Annotated in this window: 13 protein-coding genes; 10 read left to right on the forward strand and 3 right to left on the reverse strand. The window is 45.0% G+C overall.

Annotation, left to right across the window (positions count from 1 at the left end; translation table 11 throughout):
- Positions 1 to 368: 368 nt before the first annotated feature.
- Complete coding sequence (locus GLW00_RS03880; RefSeq protein ID WP_202412345.1) at positions 369 to 1562, reverse strand: S8 family peptidase; 1194 nt, start codon at positions 1560 to 1562, stop codon at positions 369 to 371.
- A gap of 399 nt (positions 1563 to 1961) precedes the next feature.
- Here GLW00_RS03880 and GLW00_RS03885 point away from each other — a divergent pair, with 399 nt between their 5' ends.
- From GLW00_RS03885 to GLW00_RS03900, 4 genes are read left to right on the forward strand one after another with little or no spacing between them, the layout of a single operon-like run.
- The gene (locus tag GLW00_RS03885) at positions 1962 to 3698 is read left to right on the forward strand and encodes a carbon starvation CstA family protein (protein ID WP_160911385.1); all 1737 of its coding nucleotides are present in this window, start codon (positions 1962 to 1964) and stop codon (positions 3696 to 3698) included.
- 59 nt (positions 3699 to 3757) lie between these two features.
- Complete coding sequence (locus tag GLW00_RS03890) at positions 3758 to 4123, forward strand: hypothetical protein (RefSeq protein ID WP_160911387.1); 366 nt, start codon at positions 3758 to 3760, stop codon at positions 4121 to 4123.
- The gene (locus GLW00_RS03895) at positions 4102 to 4365 is read left to right on the forward strand and encodes a cory-CC-star protein (RefSeq protein WP_089651275.1); all 264 of its coding nucleotides are present in this window, start codon (positions 4102 to 4104) and stop codon (positions 4363 to 4365) included. The genes GLW00_RS03890 and GLW00_RS03895 overlap by 22 nt, the downstream gene beginning before the upstream one ends.
- 11 nt (positions 4366 to 4376) lie before the next feature.
- The gene (locus tag GLW00_RS03900; RefSeq protein ID WP_160911389.1) at positions 4377 to 5327 is read left to right on the forward strand and encodes an ArsA family ATPase; all 951 of its coding nucleotides are present in this window, start codon (positions 4377 to 4379) and stop codon (positions 5325 to 5327) included.
- Positions 5328 to 5406: 79 nt separating this feature from the next.
- Here GLW00_RS03900 and GLW00_RS03905 read toward each other — a convergent pair whose 3' ends face one another.
- Both GLW00_RS03905 and GLW00_RS03910 read right to left on the reverse strand, forming a co-directional pair.
- The gene (locus tag GLW00_RS03905; RefSeq protein WP_160911391.1) at positions 5407 to 6777 is read right to left on the reverse strand and encodes an MATE family efflux transporter; all 1371 of its coding nucleotides are present in this window, start codon (positions 6775 to 6777) and stop codon (positions 5407 to 5409) included.
- 17 nt (positions 6778 to 6794) lie between these two features.
- Positions 6795 to 8528: a glycoside hydrolase family 13 protein gene (locus GLW00_RS03910; protein ID WP_160911393.1), complete on the reverse strand. Its 1734-nt coding sequence runs from the start codon at positions 8526 to 8528 to the stop codon at positions 6795 to 6797.
- A gap of 263 nt (positions 8529 to 8791) precedes the next feature.
- Here GLW00_RS03910 and GLW00_RS03915 point away from each other — a divergent pair, with 263 nt between their 5' ends.
- The 6 genes from GLW00_RS03915 (at position 8792) to GLW00_RS03940 (ending at position 15846) form a co-directional block, all read left to right on the forward strand.
- Positions 8792 to 10093 (forward strand): extracellular solute-binding protein, encoded by a 1302-nt coding sequence (locus GLW00_RS03915; protein WP_160911394.1) that lies wholly within the window; start codon positions 8792 to 8794, stop codon positions 10091 to 10093.
- Between the two features lie 159 nt (positions 10094 to 10252).
- A complete protein-coding gene (locus GLW00_RS03920; protein ID WP_160911864.1) occupies positions 10253 to 11518 on the forward strand; it encodes a carbohydrate ABC transporter permease in 1266 nt (421 codons plus the stop codon).
- Between the two features lies 1 nt (position 11519).
- Positions 11520 to 12359, forward strand: coding sequence for a sugar ABC transporter permease (locus tag GLW00_RS03925; RefSeq protein ID WP_160911396.1), 840 nt, complete (start codon positions 11520 to 11522; stop codon positions 12357 to 12359).
- A gap of 124 nt (positions 12360 to 12483) precedes the next feature.
- Entirely contained in the window at positions 12484 to 13521 is a 1038-nt protein-coding gene (locus GLW00_RS03930; protein ID WP_160911398.1) for a LacI family DNA-binding transcriptional regulator, read from the forward strand.
- A 259-nt stretch (positions 13522 to 13780) separates the two neighbouring features.
- Positions 13781 to 14479, forward strand: coding sequence for an ABC transporter ATP-binding protein (locus GLW00_RS03935; RefSeq protein WP_160911400.1), 699 nt, complete (start codon positions 13781 to 13783; stop codon positions 14477 to 14479).
- Positions 14476 to 15846 carry an ABC transporter permease gene (locus GLW00_RS03940; RefSeq protein WP_160911402.1) on the forward strand — a complete coding sequence of 457 codons (1371 nt, stop codon included), beginning with the start codon at positions 14476 to 14478 and terminating at the stop codon, positions 15844 to 15846. Before GLW00_RS03935 ends, GLW00_RS03940 begins: the two co-directional genes overlap by 4 nt.
- The last annotated feature ends 116 nt before the right edge of the window (positions 15847 to 15962 follow it).

A 15962-nucleotide genomic window follows, 5' to 3' on the forward strand; every position in this document is an offset into this window, starting at 1 on the left:
TTTAGCATACGCAAATGCTTTATAGAACGCACTATATGGCCGAATAGGGGAGAAGGTTTGGAACCTTATTTATGAATACAGGTGTTCGAATTATCCACTTCCCTCAACCATTCAAGCTGACCCTTTCAGAAGTGGTTTCGAGACACTTATAAGGTCAAGGGGCGGAGGGAAACGGTGAGACTCCTATGGGACGTGTGGGACAGGTGAGACCCCGGAAGGCGTAGCCTGAGGAGGCTCACCGCCCGCCCCATGGAAAGCGAACCTTTTCCCGGAGCCCATAGAATCACACAAACATCTCGAAACTGAGTCTTCAACTAAAGGGAGCTATTGTAAAACAAAAAAGCGGCCGGGGGCCGCTTTTTTTTAGATTAATAGTTTACAGCATCATAAGAGTTGATGACACCGTGTTCGAAGTAGTAGCCTGTACCAGAAATAGGATCAGCTGTTTGTTCGATAGCTGCACGGATGTTGCTGTTGGATCGTCCTTGAGCCGCAAGCAATCCAGCTAGTCCGGCTACGTGAGGGGAAGCCATGGATGTACCGGACATGTAGGCATATCCTCTGTTAGGTACAGTGGAAGCGATGTTGACACCAGGAGCTGTCACATCGACCCATGTTCCATAGTTTGAGAAGGAAGCCTTGTTGTTATTGCTATTTACTGCACCAACAGCGATGACGTTGTCATAGGATGCAGGTTCGAAAGTTGTGGATACGCCATCGTTACCTGCAGCGGCGATGACTACTGATCCTTTGTTCCAGGCGTAGTTTACGGCATCTTCAAGTGTTTGCGTGTCACAGTTACAACCAAGAGAGAGGTTGATGACTTCAGCACCTACATCAGCAGAGTAGCGGATGGCATCAGCGATATCATAAAGGGATCCATTACCACTTGCATCAAGGGCACGAACGGCAAGGATTTTCGTGTTTGGTGCCATACCTGCAACACCTGAACCGTTATTCGTTTCTGCAGCTGCCGTTCCTGCCACGTGTGTTCCGTGGTTGTTCAAGTCCATTGGATCATAATCGTTATCAACGAAATCATAGCCTTTAATCGTTTTTCCATCAAGGTCCGGGTGATTGTAGTCGACACCGGAATCGATGATGGCAATTTCCTGGCTGCTGCTTCCGCGGGTAATATCCCATGCAGCTTCTGTGTCTGTATTCTGCGGACCATACTGGTATCCACGATAGTAAGTATCATTTGGCGTCCATGTTGCTTCGAAAACGTAGTTGGGTTCTGCATATTCCACGTTTGGGTTTTTGCTCAGTGCTTTTGCTACAGCTTCTACGTTTCCGACTTTAAGTACTTTTACTTTGGAATCTACAAAAGAGCGCTCTGCTGTCACTTCTTTTGCTCCGAACGTCTTCATTTGTTGCTTGTTCAAAGACTTCCCATTTTTAAACTTAACCACAATTTCTCCTTTTACGAACTCCCCTTTGTCTTCCTGTACGTTGATTTTATTCAATGACTCCGGCTGGGAATCAGCGAATACCTGCCCTGTTGTTGGCAGGAAGGCCAGTGTAGCGGCCAGTGATAATGTTGCTAGTTTTTTGAACTTCAAATGTATTCCTCCTTAAAAGTTTATATTCTAATAATTCTGTCATTTTTGCTGTTTTCCTTCAAAATGCGGGTTGGGATAGTTGCTATGATTTGAGGCTTGTTAAGGAGGTTTTACGAACGGATATTCCCAAGTCCTTGTGTTGAAAAGGTATTTAGACCTTCTTTAATGGATAAAAATGGGCATTCGAATGGAATAAGAGGATATTTACCATTAATCCAACTAATACTCCTGCCTCATTTCTTCTATATATAGTAAGAAAAAGAATGGGCGTACGTACCTCATTCATATTTATTATTTTCAGAAAAATCTGTATATCGCATTGAATTCGGAATAGAAAGTAATATATAATACATTTAAATGTAAACGCATACATATTTTTGTAGATTGAGGAGGGTTTTTGTGAGTGGGATTTGGTTAGCTGTTGTTGGAGGTCTCGTCTTTTTTCTAGGTTATCGGTATTATTCAAAATTCATTGCCGAAAAGATCTATCGTCTCGATCCGAATTATGTCACACCCGCCCATCAGTATAAGGACGGTGTCGATTTTGTCCCAACGAATAAGTTTGTATTATGGGGACACCATTTCACTTCTGTCGCAGGAGCGGCTCCGATTGTCGGACCAGCGATTGCTGTCTACTGGGGCTGGCTGCCGGCTGTGCTTTGGGTATTGCTGGGAACGGTATTTGCTGCTGGAGTTCATGACTTCGGAACACTTGTATTGTCAGTGAGAAATAAAGGACAATCCATCGGAACGCTCGCCAGTAAGTTGATCGGTCAAAAAGCGAAAGTCTTGTTTTTATTTATCATTTTACTTCTTGTTTTAATGGTAAACGCGGTCTTTGCCTGGGTCATTGCGAATCTATTCATTTCATTCCCTGCGAGTGTATTATCTGTTTTCATTCAAATTCCTCTGGCTGTTTGGATCGGCTACAGTGTGTATAAAAAGCAGGGCAATATGCTGCTTCCTTCCATTGTGGCGCTTGCGGTCATGTACTTAGCAGCCATTGTTGCGAGCTATGTGCCTGCCCTGCAAATCGACCTTGTCCGTTATTTTGGCGGCGAAGGTGCATCGACATTATTTGGTTTGAATGCAACGTCCATGGCTTTCTTCGTATGGATTGTCGTGCTGATGGTGTACGTGTATATCGCGTCCACTTTGCCGGTTTGGAAGCTGTTGCAGCCGAGAGACTATATCAACTCGCATCAGCTAATTGTTGGACTTGGTCTTCTATACTTGGGACTGCTTTTCACAAACCCTGAAATTACGGCACCTGTGACGAACGCTTCGGCGGATACGTCCTGGTTCCCGTTACTTTTCATTACGATTGCCTGTGGAGCGATCTCCGGTTTTCACGGTCTTGTGTCGTCAGGAACGTCTTCTAAACAATTGAATAAGGAAACAGACGCGCGTTTTGTCGGTTATTTAGGGTCAGTCGGTGAAGGGGCTTTGGCGCTGGTTGCGATTATCGCTGTTGTCACCTTTTTCCCTACAGCCGGTGAATTTTCAGCGACGTACAGTGGGTTTACTGCGGCGAGTGGTGCGGGACTGGGCGTCTTTATCCAGGGCGCAGGCCAGCTTGCTTCCGGACTTGGTATTCCGGCATCTGTCGCAGCAACGATTGTTTCCGTCATCGTCGTCAGTTTTGCCGCAACGACCTTAGACTCTTCTGTTCGTTTAATGCGTTATATCATCGCGGAACTTGGTACGGAATATAAAGTCACGCCTCTTACGAAAACCCATGTGGCAACAACAGTCGCTGTGGTTTCCAGTGCGGCTTTGACGTTAATTCCTCAGGGCCCTAAAGGGTTCGGTTCTGGTGGATACTTGCTTTGGCCTTTATTCGGGACGTCAAACCAGCTTCTGGCAGGAATCAGTTTGCTGCTCGTTTCCATTTGGCTGAAACGTCAAGGACGAAACTATCTGCCAACGATCATTCCGATGGTATTCCTCATGTTTATGACGTTGTGGGCCATGATTGATCAGGTGGTGACCGAGTGGGCCCCATGGAATGAAGGAAGTGACTGGATGCTGTTTACTTTCGGTGCCATCATTCTTGTCTTTACCTTCTGGATTCTCATTACAGCGTTTTCTGCCATAGCAGGGAATCGTGACGATTCTATTGAGAAAAGTGCGTAATCATAAAAGGAAGCCGGCATTTGTCGGCTTTCTTTTTCCTTGAAAGGAGCATCAACATCATGAAAGAAATCATGATCATTCGTCCTGAAAAAGAAATTGGTATGGGATGCTGCGGAGGGATATGCAGCGATGACGATGGTTTCATTAACATGAAGGATGAGTTTAAACACCACGACCCGGACCGGGAAAAGTTAGGGGAGTGGTATAGAGAGAACCAGAGCGAAGGGGTGCATGTGGATTATGTAGATCCAAGGAATCTCCTGGCCATTCTTGTTTATTTTATGAAACACGTAAAACGGGGACATGTATCCATTTGGAGTGCGTTACGGTCGATCTTTTTTCGAATGCGATACAACAGCTTGTTCATTAATGGAGAATGGATCGAAAATAAGGAGGGAGAGGCATGGAGAAAAAGTTTTCGTTAAAGCGGTTATTTGAGTTTTATGATGAAGTGTTAAGCCTCCCTCATAAACAGGAAATTGCCAGGGAACTGAGGGATGAGGATGATCTCTTCTTACTCCTTGTGTACTCAGATATGCTAGGGATCCCTAATCCAGCTTTTTATTATACGTTAGAGTTATACCCGCACATCATTGAAAAGTTCCACGACTGGCATTTGCGTATGGGGATGGAAAAGTCTCCGCTCGATGGCATTCGTTGTTGTTAGGAGGAAGTAGAATGGAAGGATTGCATAAGAACAAAGTGATTTTTGTAGGAGGAAAAGGGGGAGTAGGGAAGTCAACCTCCTCCGCTGCACTGGCTGTGGCATTTGCGAAAGAAGGTTATCGCACCCTTGTGGTATCTACAGATCCTGCCCATAACCTTGGGGATATCTTTCATGAGAAAGTCAATCATGAGAAGACACCCTTAATAGAAAACCTCTGGGGGATTGAAATCGATCCCGCTCGGGAGTCCAAACAATATATTAAAGGTGTGAAGGACAATTTGGAAGGGCTTGTGAAATCAAAAATGGTAGAAGAGGTTCACAGGCAGATCGATATGGCGAGTGCATCACCGGGGGCGGATGAAGCCGCGCTGTTTGACCGCCTCATATCTATTATTCTTGAAGAATCCGTGCATTTTGACAAGATTGTATTTGATACAGCTCCAACAGGGCATACGATCCGTCTATTGACGCTGCCAGAGCTCATGAGTGTATGGATTGATGGAATGCTTGAACGTAGGAAAAAGATTAACGACAACTACACGCAGTTGTTGAATGATGGCGATCCGGTCGATGACCCGATTTACGATGTGCTGCAGCGAAGGAAGGAGAAATTTGCTGCCGTAAGGAAAGTGATCCTCGATCCTGCTCAAACGGGATTTGTATTTGTCTTGATTCCAGAGCGGCTTCCGATCCTTGAGACCGAACAGGCGATTCGTAAATTGAAACAGCACGACTTGATGGTTCAAACACTCATCATCAATAAAGTGCTGCCCGATTACGCAGACGGGGAATTTCTTGCAAAGAGGCGAAAACAGGAAGGGACCTATCTTGAGGAGATTAGAGATAAATTCAAAGAGCAGCAGTTAATTCAAATCCCACTATTTGAAGAAGACGTCTCCGATATGAACAAACTAAAAACCTTCTCAAACAACCTGAGTGAAGGAGTAAAGGCACCGAGATGAACTGAACTTCCATTTTATGTATGACCTGGTACACCAATTATATCCATTTATATGAATTAAGAAATAAGAAAGCGCACAGTCAGCTTGTATTGGCCTGACTGTGCGCTTTTTCATTTGGTGTGACAAAAGATTTTTTCAGCCATACTCTCGATTTCCACCTTCGCAGCATAAGGACACCGCGCAACCATTCATCGACGATGAACCCGACCCAAATTCCAATCAGTCCGTAAGAAAAGTGGAGGCCGAAAATCCAGGCAATCGTCACCTGAATGCCCCACATGGATAAAATACCGACGATGACAGGGAAGCGCACGTCGCCGGCAGCTCTTAGGGAGTTGATGACAACGAGGTTGAAGGCTCGTCCAGGCTCCAGCAGAACAGTCAGCAGCAGTAAGGTTCCGCCTGTAGCCAAAATGGTTCTGTCTTCAGTAAAGAGCCCAAGCAAAAAGTCACTGGAAAAATAGAAGACCACCGCAACGGATAGAGAGATGACAATGGCTAACTGCAAGCTCCGAATACATTGCCGGTAAGCTTTCTCCGTCTCTTTAGCTCCGATATGATGGCCGATCAGTATCTGCGTTCCCTGCCCGATGGCAATGGAGCATAAAAAAATGAACATCATCAGGTTTTGAGCATAGACTTTCGTCGTAATCGCAGTCGCTCCCATTTGGGCAACAAAATAGGTGATGACCATCTGACTGGCATTGTAGGAAAGCTGTTCACCGGCGGACGGGACACCGATATGAAGCAGGTTCTTTATATGTGCTTTTTCATAGTGATAAAGAGATCGCCATGGCAGGTCACCGGATACACGCTTAATGAGAAGTAATAGGAGAACGAGAAAGCCGAATGCTCTCGAAATCGCCGTTACATAGGCGACACCCTCTACTCCAAATACGGGAAGACCGAACGGGCCGAAAATGACAAAGTAGTTGCCGATGACATTTAAGATATTCATGCCAATCGTGACATACATGGGGTCTTTCGTGTGGCCATAACTTCTTAAAAGGGCTCCAATCGTCATCAGCATCGCCTGGACAAAAATAAGTCCGCCAACAATGTTCATGTATTCAGTGGCGTCTCCCATCAAAGAGGGAGGCAAATCCATCACATTCAAAATCTGTTCACTGAATAAAAACAGGCCGAAGCTCAGAAAAAGAGAAAACCATAAGTTGACACTGAGGGAAGTGACGGATATACTCCCTGCTTCTTTCTTTTGTTCAGCACCAAGATTTTGTGCCACTAAGATGGCGGCCCCCGTCGCGACGAATCCGAACATGACAATGACGACAGATAGGATTTGGTTGGAAACTCCGACAGCCGCAACAGCATCGTCGGAGTACTGACTGAGCATGAGTGTATCCGCGTTGCCCATTAACATATGAAGCAAAACTTCAATGAAGATCGGCCATGTGAGAGCGAACAGCGTCATTTTTTTAGTTTGAGTCATGAATAGACTCCTCTACATTACTTTTTCTCTACAATTAAATAACCGTACGGACTTACCATGGCTTTTTCAGCAGTTACCGTTGTCTGCTGGTCCTGGTCTACGACTCTGGATGATGAAGACTCTATCGAAATGGAATCGGTTGTAGGGTTGATCAGGAACAATAAGGACTGCTCATCTGAATGCTTTTCGTAAGCCAGGAGATTCTTTCCGTAATCGACAAAAGAAAAGCGCCCGTCATTTCCAAAGGCAGGCTCGGATTTTCGAAGCCTGATCAACTTCTGAATAAAGGCAAACAACTCCTCATCCTGATCCTCTTCATCCCAGATCATACATTTACGACAGCCAGGATCTTCGCCGCCCGTCATGCCGATTTCATCTCCATAATAGATGCATGGAGTTCCTTCATAAGAGAGCTGGAAAAGATACATCAATTGAGCCGCTTGTTTATCTCCATCGGCATAGGTCAGGACTCTAGGGGTGTCGTGGCTGTCCAGCAGGTTGAACGCGACTTCGTTGACCGATACAGGATACATATGCTGCACATGGGACAACACATTCTTGAATTGCTCCATTCCTATTTTCTTCTTGGCAAAAAAGTCGATGACGGCGTTGGTGAACGGGTAGTTCATGACGGCATCGAACTGATCTCCCTGAAGCCATGGCATGGAGTCGTGCCATATTTCCCCAAGAATATAAGCATCCGCTTTTGCTTCCTTGACGGTTTGACGGAACTCTCTCCAAAAGGCATGATCCACTTCATTCGCAACATCAAGCCGCCATCCATCAATATCAAACTCTTCAATCCAATAGCGAGCGACTTTCAGGAGGTAATCTTTGACTTCAGGGTTCTCCGTATTGAGCTTCGGCATGCTTGATACATAAGCGAACGTATCGTAATTCGGGAGCGGCTCTGTGACGACTTTGTCTTCTCTTAAATGGAACCAGTCGGCATACTCGGAATCGATCCCATTTTTCAAGACGTCCTGAAAGGGTTCAAAGTAATAACCGCTGTGATTGAAGACAGCGTCCAGCATGACCCGGATGCCGCGTTTGTGACACTCTTTCACGAGCTCACGGAAGGTTTCTTTATCACCGAATTGGGGGTCGATCTCCATATAATCGATCGTGTCATATTTATGGTTGGAATGAGCTTTGAATATCGGAGTGAAATAAATGCCGTTGATACCGAGCTTCTCCAGATGATCCAGGTGATCGATCACTCCTTGGAAATCTCCACCGAAAAAGTTTGTTGGGGTTGGTTTTGTGCTCCCCCATGCTAAGGTCCCTTCAGGATCCAGAGAGGAATCTCCGTTAGCAAACCGTTCGGAGAAAATTTGATACCATATCGTATCCTTCACCCATGAAGGCGCTTGAAAGACGTCGATGCTGTTCAGGAACGGGAAGCAGAAGTGGTAGGCTGTATCGTCTAATGGAACGTCATCATAAAAGCCTTTTTCAGTAAAGACGGTTTGCTCTTTTCCATCTTCTAGTAAAAAGGAGTAGCGGAGTCTGCGATAGGGAGGCTCTAACGTTACAAACCAATAGTCAAAAAGTTCATCAGAACCGGACTTTTCCATCGGTTTCTGTTCGGCCTGCCAGTGTCCATCCGCCCAGTTGTACGGGTCTCCGTGAATGAGTTGGACAGACTCCACATCTTCTTTCTTCGTTCGTAAACGTATGTGGATGGTCTTCTCATCATAAGCGTATGCATAGTTATTCTTCGGTCTGTGATAGACAGCTTCTTTGAACATGTTTTTACATCCTTTCTGAACAATCGTTTGCACTTAAATATGCGTTTCTATTAAATAAAACTATAGAAGAAATAGAGGGAAGTCAATGAAAATGTGAAAGCGTTAACTTACTATTATAGATAGTGAAACATATTTTTAATATTTTATAAGAAAACGCTTGCAAATCTATTTCTAGTTTGTATAATTAGAATCAAGATGTGTGCAATCGGTTTCACTGTGGTTGCGTAACATATCCATTAGGAAACTATTAGGGGGAGTTAAGTATGAAAAAGTGGTTGAGCTTATTGTTTATCGCTTTTCTTACGGTTGCGATGCTGGCTGCGTGTGCGCCGGATCGTGAAGAAGAAGCGAGTGGAGGGGAATCTGGCAGTGATGATACATCTTCTGAATCCTCAGAAGACGGCATGCCTGAAAAACCTGAAAAGCTGGTCGTTTGGGAAGATAAAGAAAAAGGTGTCGGTCTTGAGCCTGCGATTGCTAGTTTCGAAGAGGAACATGGCATTGAAGTAGAATTCAAAGAGTTGGATATGGCGACAAAAATGGGTGAACAGCTTCGTCTTGATGGACCAGCTGGGACAGGCCCAGACGTATTGACACTGCCACATGATCAGATCGGTCAAATGGCTATTGAAGGACTACTTTCTCCGATTGAAGTGGACAGTTCTGTGACAGATCTTTACACAGAAGCTTCCATTCAGGCACAAACATACGACGGAAGCCTTTACGGACTTCCAAAATCTACAGAAACTCCGGTTTTCATTTATAACAAAGAACATATGACAGAAGTACCTGAAAACTTTGATGAACTATTCGAGTTCTCGAAAGAATTCAATAATGGTGACCAATACGGTTTCTTAGCACTATGGGATAACTTCTACTTCGGAAACTCCATCCTGGCTGGTTACGGCGGATATGTATTCGGTGAAGAAGGTGGAGCTTTGAATCCTCAAGACCTTGGTTTGAGTAACGAAGGCGCTGTTGAAGGTGCCCAGTACATCCAAAAATGGTATGAGGAAGTCTTCCCATCCGGAATCATTGGTGAAAGTGGCGGTTCTGCGAAAGACGGTCTTTTCCAAGAAGGTAACGTGGCTGCCATGATGGACGGCCCTTGGGCGTACCAGGCATTGAACGAAGCGGGAATCGACTATGGTGTGGCTCCACTACCTAAGCTTCCGAATGGGGAATATCCACAAACATTTGTAGGTGTGAAAGGTTGGCACTTGTCTGCGGCTTCTGAAAATAAAGAGTGGGCGACAAAGTTGATCGAGTGGATCACAAACGAAGAAAACGCGAAAATCCGTTATGAAGAAACCAATGAAATTCCTCCAGTCAAATCATTGATTGAGGATCCAATCATTGCAGATAACGAAAAAGCACGTGCGGTTGCTGTTCAATCTGAGCGCGCGGTTCCAATGCCGAACATTCCACAAATGGGAGAAGTTTGGGAGCCGATGGCACAAGCCTTGCAAGTTGTAGCGACGGGTAAAGCTCAGCCGGAAGATGCGTTGACAGAAGCACAGGAAACCATCAAAACACAAATTGAGTTGAATCACTCAGGTAACTAAGATCGGGCAGAGCCATACCCGTCTGTCGGGTATGGCTTTTCCTTATTAAGTGCTGGATAGTTAGAAAGGAGATTGAACATGGGGGAACGTCAACCGAAGTCCAACTATGAGGGAAACCATCGTCCATCGAAGAAAAATAAGAAACAAGATCCTCATGGGATGACCAACCATCGTAAGATTGCTTTAGCGCTCTCGATCATTCCTGGTTTTGGACAGTTCTATAACAAACAGTGGCTGAAAGGTTCTGCTTTTTTCATTTTAATGGCCTCTTTTTTCATAGCCTTTTCCGACTTGTTACAGTTCGGATTTTGGGGTTTATTTACGCTTGGAACCGATCCCAATTACGATCATTCCATCGTGTTGCTTGTAGAAGGAATATTAACTCTGATCGTGACGATCTTGGGATTAGGCGTCTATGCCTTTAACTTAAGAGATGCTTTTAAAGTGGGAAAACAAAGAGACCTGAACGAAGCACCAAACTCTGTCAGGCAGCAGTATCAAAATCTGATAGGTGGAGGATTCCCTTACCTGATGATGACACCAGGATTCCTACTGCTTGTCTTCGTCGTTATTTTTCCGATCTTATTCGTTGTTTTATTATCATTTACAAACTACGACTTGTATCACTCACCGCCTGCAAACCTTGTTGACTGGGTCGGTTTCCAGAACTTTATTGAGATCTTCAATATCCCAATCTGGCGGGATACGTTCTTCAGTGTACTGGCCTGGACGGTTATTTGGACGTTTGGAGCTACCACACTGCAAATCGCCCTCGGCATTTTCCTAGCTGTATTGATGAACCAGAAGGGAATTATCCTTCAAAAAACGATCCGTACCATTTTCATTTTACCTTGGGCGGTACCGGCGTTCGTTTCCATTCTTGTTTTTGCCGGAATGTTCAACGAAACGTTCGGAACCATCAACCGCGATATCCTGGCTGCCTTTGGTCTTGGGGATATTCCATGGCTGACAAACCCGACGTATACAAAAATCGCTTTGATCATGATCCAGACGTGGCTTGGGTTCCCATTCATTTTTGCAATGGTGACCGGTGTGCTTCAGTCGATTCCTAATGAATTGTATGAAGCGGCGGATGTCGATGGCGCTTCGATTTTCCAGAAGTTCAGAGGTATTACACTTCCGCTGGTTCTGTATGCAACTGCACCAATTATGATCACGCAGTACACATTCAACTTCAACAATTTTAATGTCATCTTCCTCTTCAATGGAGGCGGTCCAGCTGTTCCTAACCAGAACGCGGGAGGAACAGATATCTTGATTTCCTGGATCTACAACTTGACGATGACCTCTGCCCAGTACGGAAAAGCAGCAGCGATTACGATGATCCTGTCCTTGATCGTCATTACCGTAGCCTTGTGGCAGTTCAGAAGAACGAAATCATTCCAAGAAGAGGATATGATGTAATATGAAAAATAATAAACGCGTGTTACAGCTGACATTTTCGTACATTGTGATTTTGGCCATGATCACGATCATCCTATACCCGATTCTATGGATTGTCGGATCTTCCTTTAACCCGGGGAACAGTTTATCAGGTTCCTCGATCATTCCTGAAAATGCTACTTTGAAACACTATAAAGAGTTATTCGACCCGGCCCAGAGTGACTATCTGATTTGGTATTGGAACACGATTAAAATCTGTGTTCTGACCATGCTCTTCTCTGTCGCGCTCGTGTGTATGACGGCGTATTCTTTTTCAAGGTTCCGTTTTGTAGGACGTAAAAATGGTTTGATGACCTTCTTGATTCTGCAAATGATCCCGAACTTTGCTGCCTTGATCGCCATTTATGCACTAGCGAACTTGACGGGTCTGCTCGATACCCACCTTGCGTTGATTCTCGTTTACACAGGTGGAGCGATTCCGATGAATACGTATTTGATGAAAGGGTATTTGGATACTATTCCGAAAGAGCTGGACGAGTCCGCTCGTATGGACGGTGCAGGAAACTTCCGTATTTTCTGGCAGATTGTTATGCCTCTCGCCAAGCCGATGATTGCGGTTATCTGCCTGTTTACCTTCATTACACCGTTCACAGACTTTATCCTTGCCCGCATCCTGCTGCGTTCGGAAGATAAATTCACACTTGCGGTAGGACTTTATGAAATGATTGCCGATCAGTTCGGAAATGAATTTACATTGTTCGCTGCCGGTTCTGTATTGATTGCGGTACCGATTTCTTTGCTGTTCTTATCCTTGCAGAAATATTTTGTTACTGGATTGACAGCAGGGGGTACGAAGGGATAACCTTGAAGACATATGTATGGAAGGAGAAGCGGAGCAGCCCTCCGGTTCTCCTTTTTTAATAAAAGATCGATGAAAGCGTGCTCATGATACAATGATCATAGTATGGAAATAGAAGGTGAAAGTTATGGCGGTAACCATTAAAGAAGTGGCCAAAGCGGCAGGGGTAGCTCCTTCCACCGTGTCCCGTGTGATTGCAGACCATCCCAGAATCAGCCCGGCTACGAAAAAGCGAGTAAAGAAAGCCATGAAAGAGATGGGGTATCATCCGAATGCCAATGCGAGGAACCTGGCGAACCGTTCGACACAATCGCTCGGTGTTGTCATGCCCTCCAGTGCAGACAAAGCGCTCCAAAACCCATTCTTCCCTGAGGTTTTGCGGGGAATCAGTGCGGTTGCTCATGAACTTGATTACTCTATGCTTTTATGTACAGGAGAAACCGATGAAGAAATGCTTGAGGCTGTCAAACGCATGGTGTACAGCAACCGGACAGATGGCATCATCCTTCTTTATTCACAGGTGGACGACCCGATTATGGAATTCTTGCTGGAACAGAATTTTCCTTTTGTCATCGTCGGTAAACCTGCGACACGTGTGGATGAAATTACACATGTGGATAATGATAATATCCGGGCCGGCAAAGAAATCACCAATCACCTGATTGATATTGGACACGAATGCATTGCGTTCATCGGCGGTTCCGAGGATCGTATTGTAACCATTGATCGTATGCGCGGGTATGAGTTGGCGCTGCAAGAAGCTGAATTGCCATACTTGGATGAGTACCGGATTCATACAGAATTCTTAAAGTCCGGCGGTCGACAGGCGGTGCATGAATTGTTCACCCTTCCGAAACCACCGACTGGCATTGTGATCGCCGATGATCTCATGAGTATCGGTGTGGTGAACATGCTGGAGGAATTCGGGAAACGTGTACCTGACGACATCTCGATCGTTAGTTTCAACAATGTGTACTTATCGGAGATCACCCGCCCTCCACTGACCACTGTGGATATTCACATTCATGGACTCGGCAGTCAGGCGGCCAAATGTCTGATTGAAAAAGTAAAAAACAAAGAGGAACCGGCGAAACGGATCATCGTCCCGTTCGATATCAAATATCGCTCTTCCACCAAAGAAATCAAACCACAGCTCGAAGGCTAACCTTCCTGCTGTGATTTTTTTGTGTCAGGAGTGTGAGGATGTGTAAGAAAATGTAAGACCTGGTCACCCATTTTATGGGTGACCAGGTCTTACATTTTTTAACATGTGACTGAGAGTCACATCCGTCTTCCTATTAATAGAAAGATCTAAAATGGGAGACTGACTTTCAGGTTTTCTCCTTACTATTAAAAAAGATGAAATGTTTAGGGCGTTTCTTTCGTCTTGTATGTAAAAGGTTAGCATGAAGGGAGAAATGATCATGATTAAAGTGGAGAGGTTGTCTCATTCGTTCTTTGTAGGAAAAAAGAATAATAGACAGGAAGTATCGGTATTAAGAGATATCAATCTTGAAGTAAGAGAGGGTGAGATTGTATCGGTTGTAGGCCGCAGTGGTTCAGGTAAATCGACATTATTGAACTTGATGAGTGGTTATATTAAACCGACGGAGGGCGATATTTTTATAGCTGATGAGAGGGTGACAGAATACAAGGAGTCTGAGTGGGCAGAGTTTCGATCCGATCACCTGGGGTTCATTTTTCAAAGTTTTCAACTGATTCCGAGTATGACCGCCTATCAAAATATCGAACTTCCGCTGGTTATGAAAGGTGTTTCTGAAAAGGAGCGGGAGAAACGAGTGCATGAAATGCTCATCAAAGTCGGACTGGACGAATATCAGGAGCACTACCCCTCAGAACTATCCGGCGGGCAGCAGCAGCGTGTATCCGTTGCCAGAGCGCTCATTGTCCAACCACCGATCATTCTAGCGGATGAACCGACGGGGAGCCTGGATCAGGAAACAGAGAAGGAGCTGCTTGATTTTATTCAAAAATTGAACAAAGAAGAGAACATCACCTTTGTCATCATTACTCACGATGAAGAAGTGGCGCAGATAGCTGATCGGACGATCCGTCTCGAGGATGGGCGTTTAGCTGCAGATCGAGAGGTGGCGTTTCGATGAAGTGGAAAGACCGGTTCAATTTTATAAGACAGAACATGAAGAAGAATAAATCGCGCGTATTTATGACGATTCTTGCTACAGCGATCGGATGTGCCTTTCTTATCGTCCTTGCATCTGTTGGATTCGGCGCCCAACGGTTCATTGTTAACGACCTTATGCAGGACCGGGCCATCACGGAAGTAACGGTTTATGGAAAACAGTCAGCGGATGAAGGGGAGAGTCCTGAAATCACTAAGGAGGACCTTGAAACTTTTCAATCGATGGAAAACGTCAAAGCTGTCTCTCACAAAATTCAGCTGAGGACAGAAGCAGATATTCTTTATGATGCCTACGCAGGCGGTTCAACAGTTAGTGTTGTAGATTTCCAATCAGAAAAAGAAGCCGGGTTGAACTTATCCTCCGGCCGAATGCCGCAGGAAGAGAATGAAGTGCTGATCGGATACCACCTGGATCAACTTTTATATAAAAAGAGTGAGGAAGAAGCCGAGGACCAGATCTTTAATCAAAATGGTCTTGTCAAAGAAGAGTACAGGATGGATGAGGAATTACTAAATAAAACGATTGAAATTGAAGTGGAACAATACAAGGATGATGAATGGGTGACCGAAACCTTTGCTGTGGAAGTGGTGGGGATCATGGAAGAACCTGCGAGGGATTGGCAGGTGAGTAACGATGTCTACATTTCTGAAGCTGTGTTGGGTGATATTGAAGCTTTTACAGGAACGGCTTATGGTGCTGCCATCCACCCCGATATGAAAACAGACGAGGTGGCAACCTTACAGTCCGAGGGCCAAGACAGGGTGTATAGTGATGTCCAGGTCATAGCAGGGAACATGGAACAGGTGGAGCAGCTCTCCCAGAACTTGAAAGATGAAGGCTACCATATTTACTCCGTGACGGAAGAACTCGATCAGATCAATGTTGTATTTGCTGTTGTCAAAGTCGGGTTGATCGTCGTAGGTACAATCGCTTTATTGATTGCCTCGATTGGCATTTACAATACGATGTCCATGGCAGTTACAGAAAGAACGCAGGATATCGGCATCATGAAAGCTATCGGTGGCCATCCTAAAATGATACGCAGCATCTTCCTGATGGAAAGTGGCTATATTGGGTTAATGGGGGCGTTTGTTGGAGTTGTCATTGCCTATCTAGTAAGCGTAGGAATTAACATGCTGCTTCCTTTCGTTATTCAACAAGTTTTCGACCAGACGATTGAAGAAGCCATCCAATTGTCTTACATCCCTCCTTACTTAGCGCTCATATGTGTAGCCCTCAGTATCGGTGTAGCCATGCTCTCCGGGCTCAAACCAGCCAAAAAAGCCACGCGCATCGATGTACTAAGCGCATTAAGAAGAGATGTTTAAGTTGGGGATATATATCCAAATACTGTAAGACCAGGTCATCCAAATACTGGATGACCTGGTCTGTATATAATTTCCTCCTTCTTTTTTCCTTGATTTTTTGCATGTTGGCTCAATCT

Source organism: Halobacillus litoralis (assembly GCF_009856445.1).
GTDB lineage: Bacteria > Bacillota > Bacilli > Bacillales > Halobacillaceae > Halobacillus > Halobacillus litoralis.

Coding starts and splice junctions, on each gene's coding strand:
- GLW00_RS03890 (WP_160911387.1), top strand. CDS start 3,758: ATGAAAGAAATCATGATCATTCGTCCTGAAAAAGAAATTGGTATGGGA.
- GLW00_RS03895 (WP_089651275.1), top strand. CDS start 4,102: ATGGAGAAAAAGTTTTCGTTAAAGCGGTTATTTGAGTTTTATGATGAA.
- GLW00_RS03900 (WP_160911389.1), top strand. CDS start 4,377: ATGGAAGGATTGCATAAGAACAAAGTGATTTTTGTAGGAGGAAAAGGG.
- GLW00_RS03905 (WP_160911391.1), bottom strand. CDS start 6,777: ATGACTCAAACTAAAAAAATGACGCTGTTCGCTCTCACATGGCCGATC.
- GLW00_RS03910 (WP_160911393.1), bottom strand. CDS start 8,528: ATGTTCAAAGAAGCTGTCTATCACAGACCGAAGAATAACTATGCATAC.
- GLW00_RS03915 (WP_160911394.1), top strand. CDS start 8,792: ATGAAAAAGTGGTTGAGCTTATTGTTTATCGCTTTTCTTACGGTTGCG.
- GLW00_RS03920 (WP_160911864.1), top strand. CDS start 10,253: ATGACCAACCATCGTAAGATTGCTTTAGCGCTCTCGATCATTCCTGGT.
- GLW00_RS03925 (WP_160911396.1), top strand. CDS start 11,520: ATGAAAAATAATAAACGCGTGTTACAGCTGACATTTTCGTACATTGTG.
- GLW00_RS03930 (WP_160911398.1), top strand. CDS start 12,484: ATGGCGGTAACCATTAAAGAAGTGGCCAAAGCGGCAGGGGTAGCTCCT.
- GLW00_RS03935 (WP_160911400.1), top strand. CDS start 13,781: ATGATTAAAGTGGAGAGGTTGTCTCATTCGTTCTTTGTAGGAAAAAAG.
- GLW00_RS03940 (WP_160911402.1), top strand. CDS start 14,476: ATGAAGTGGAAAGACCGGTTCAATTTTATAAGACAGAACATGAAGAAG.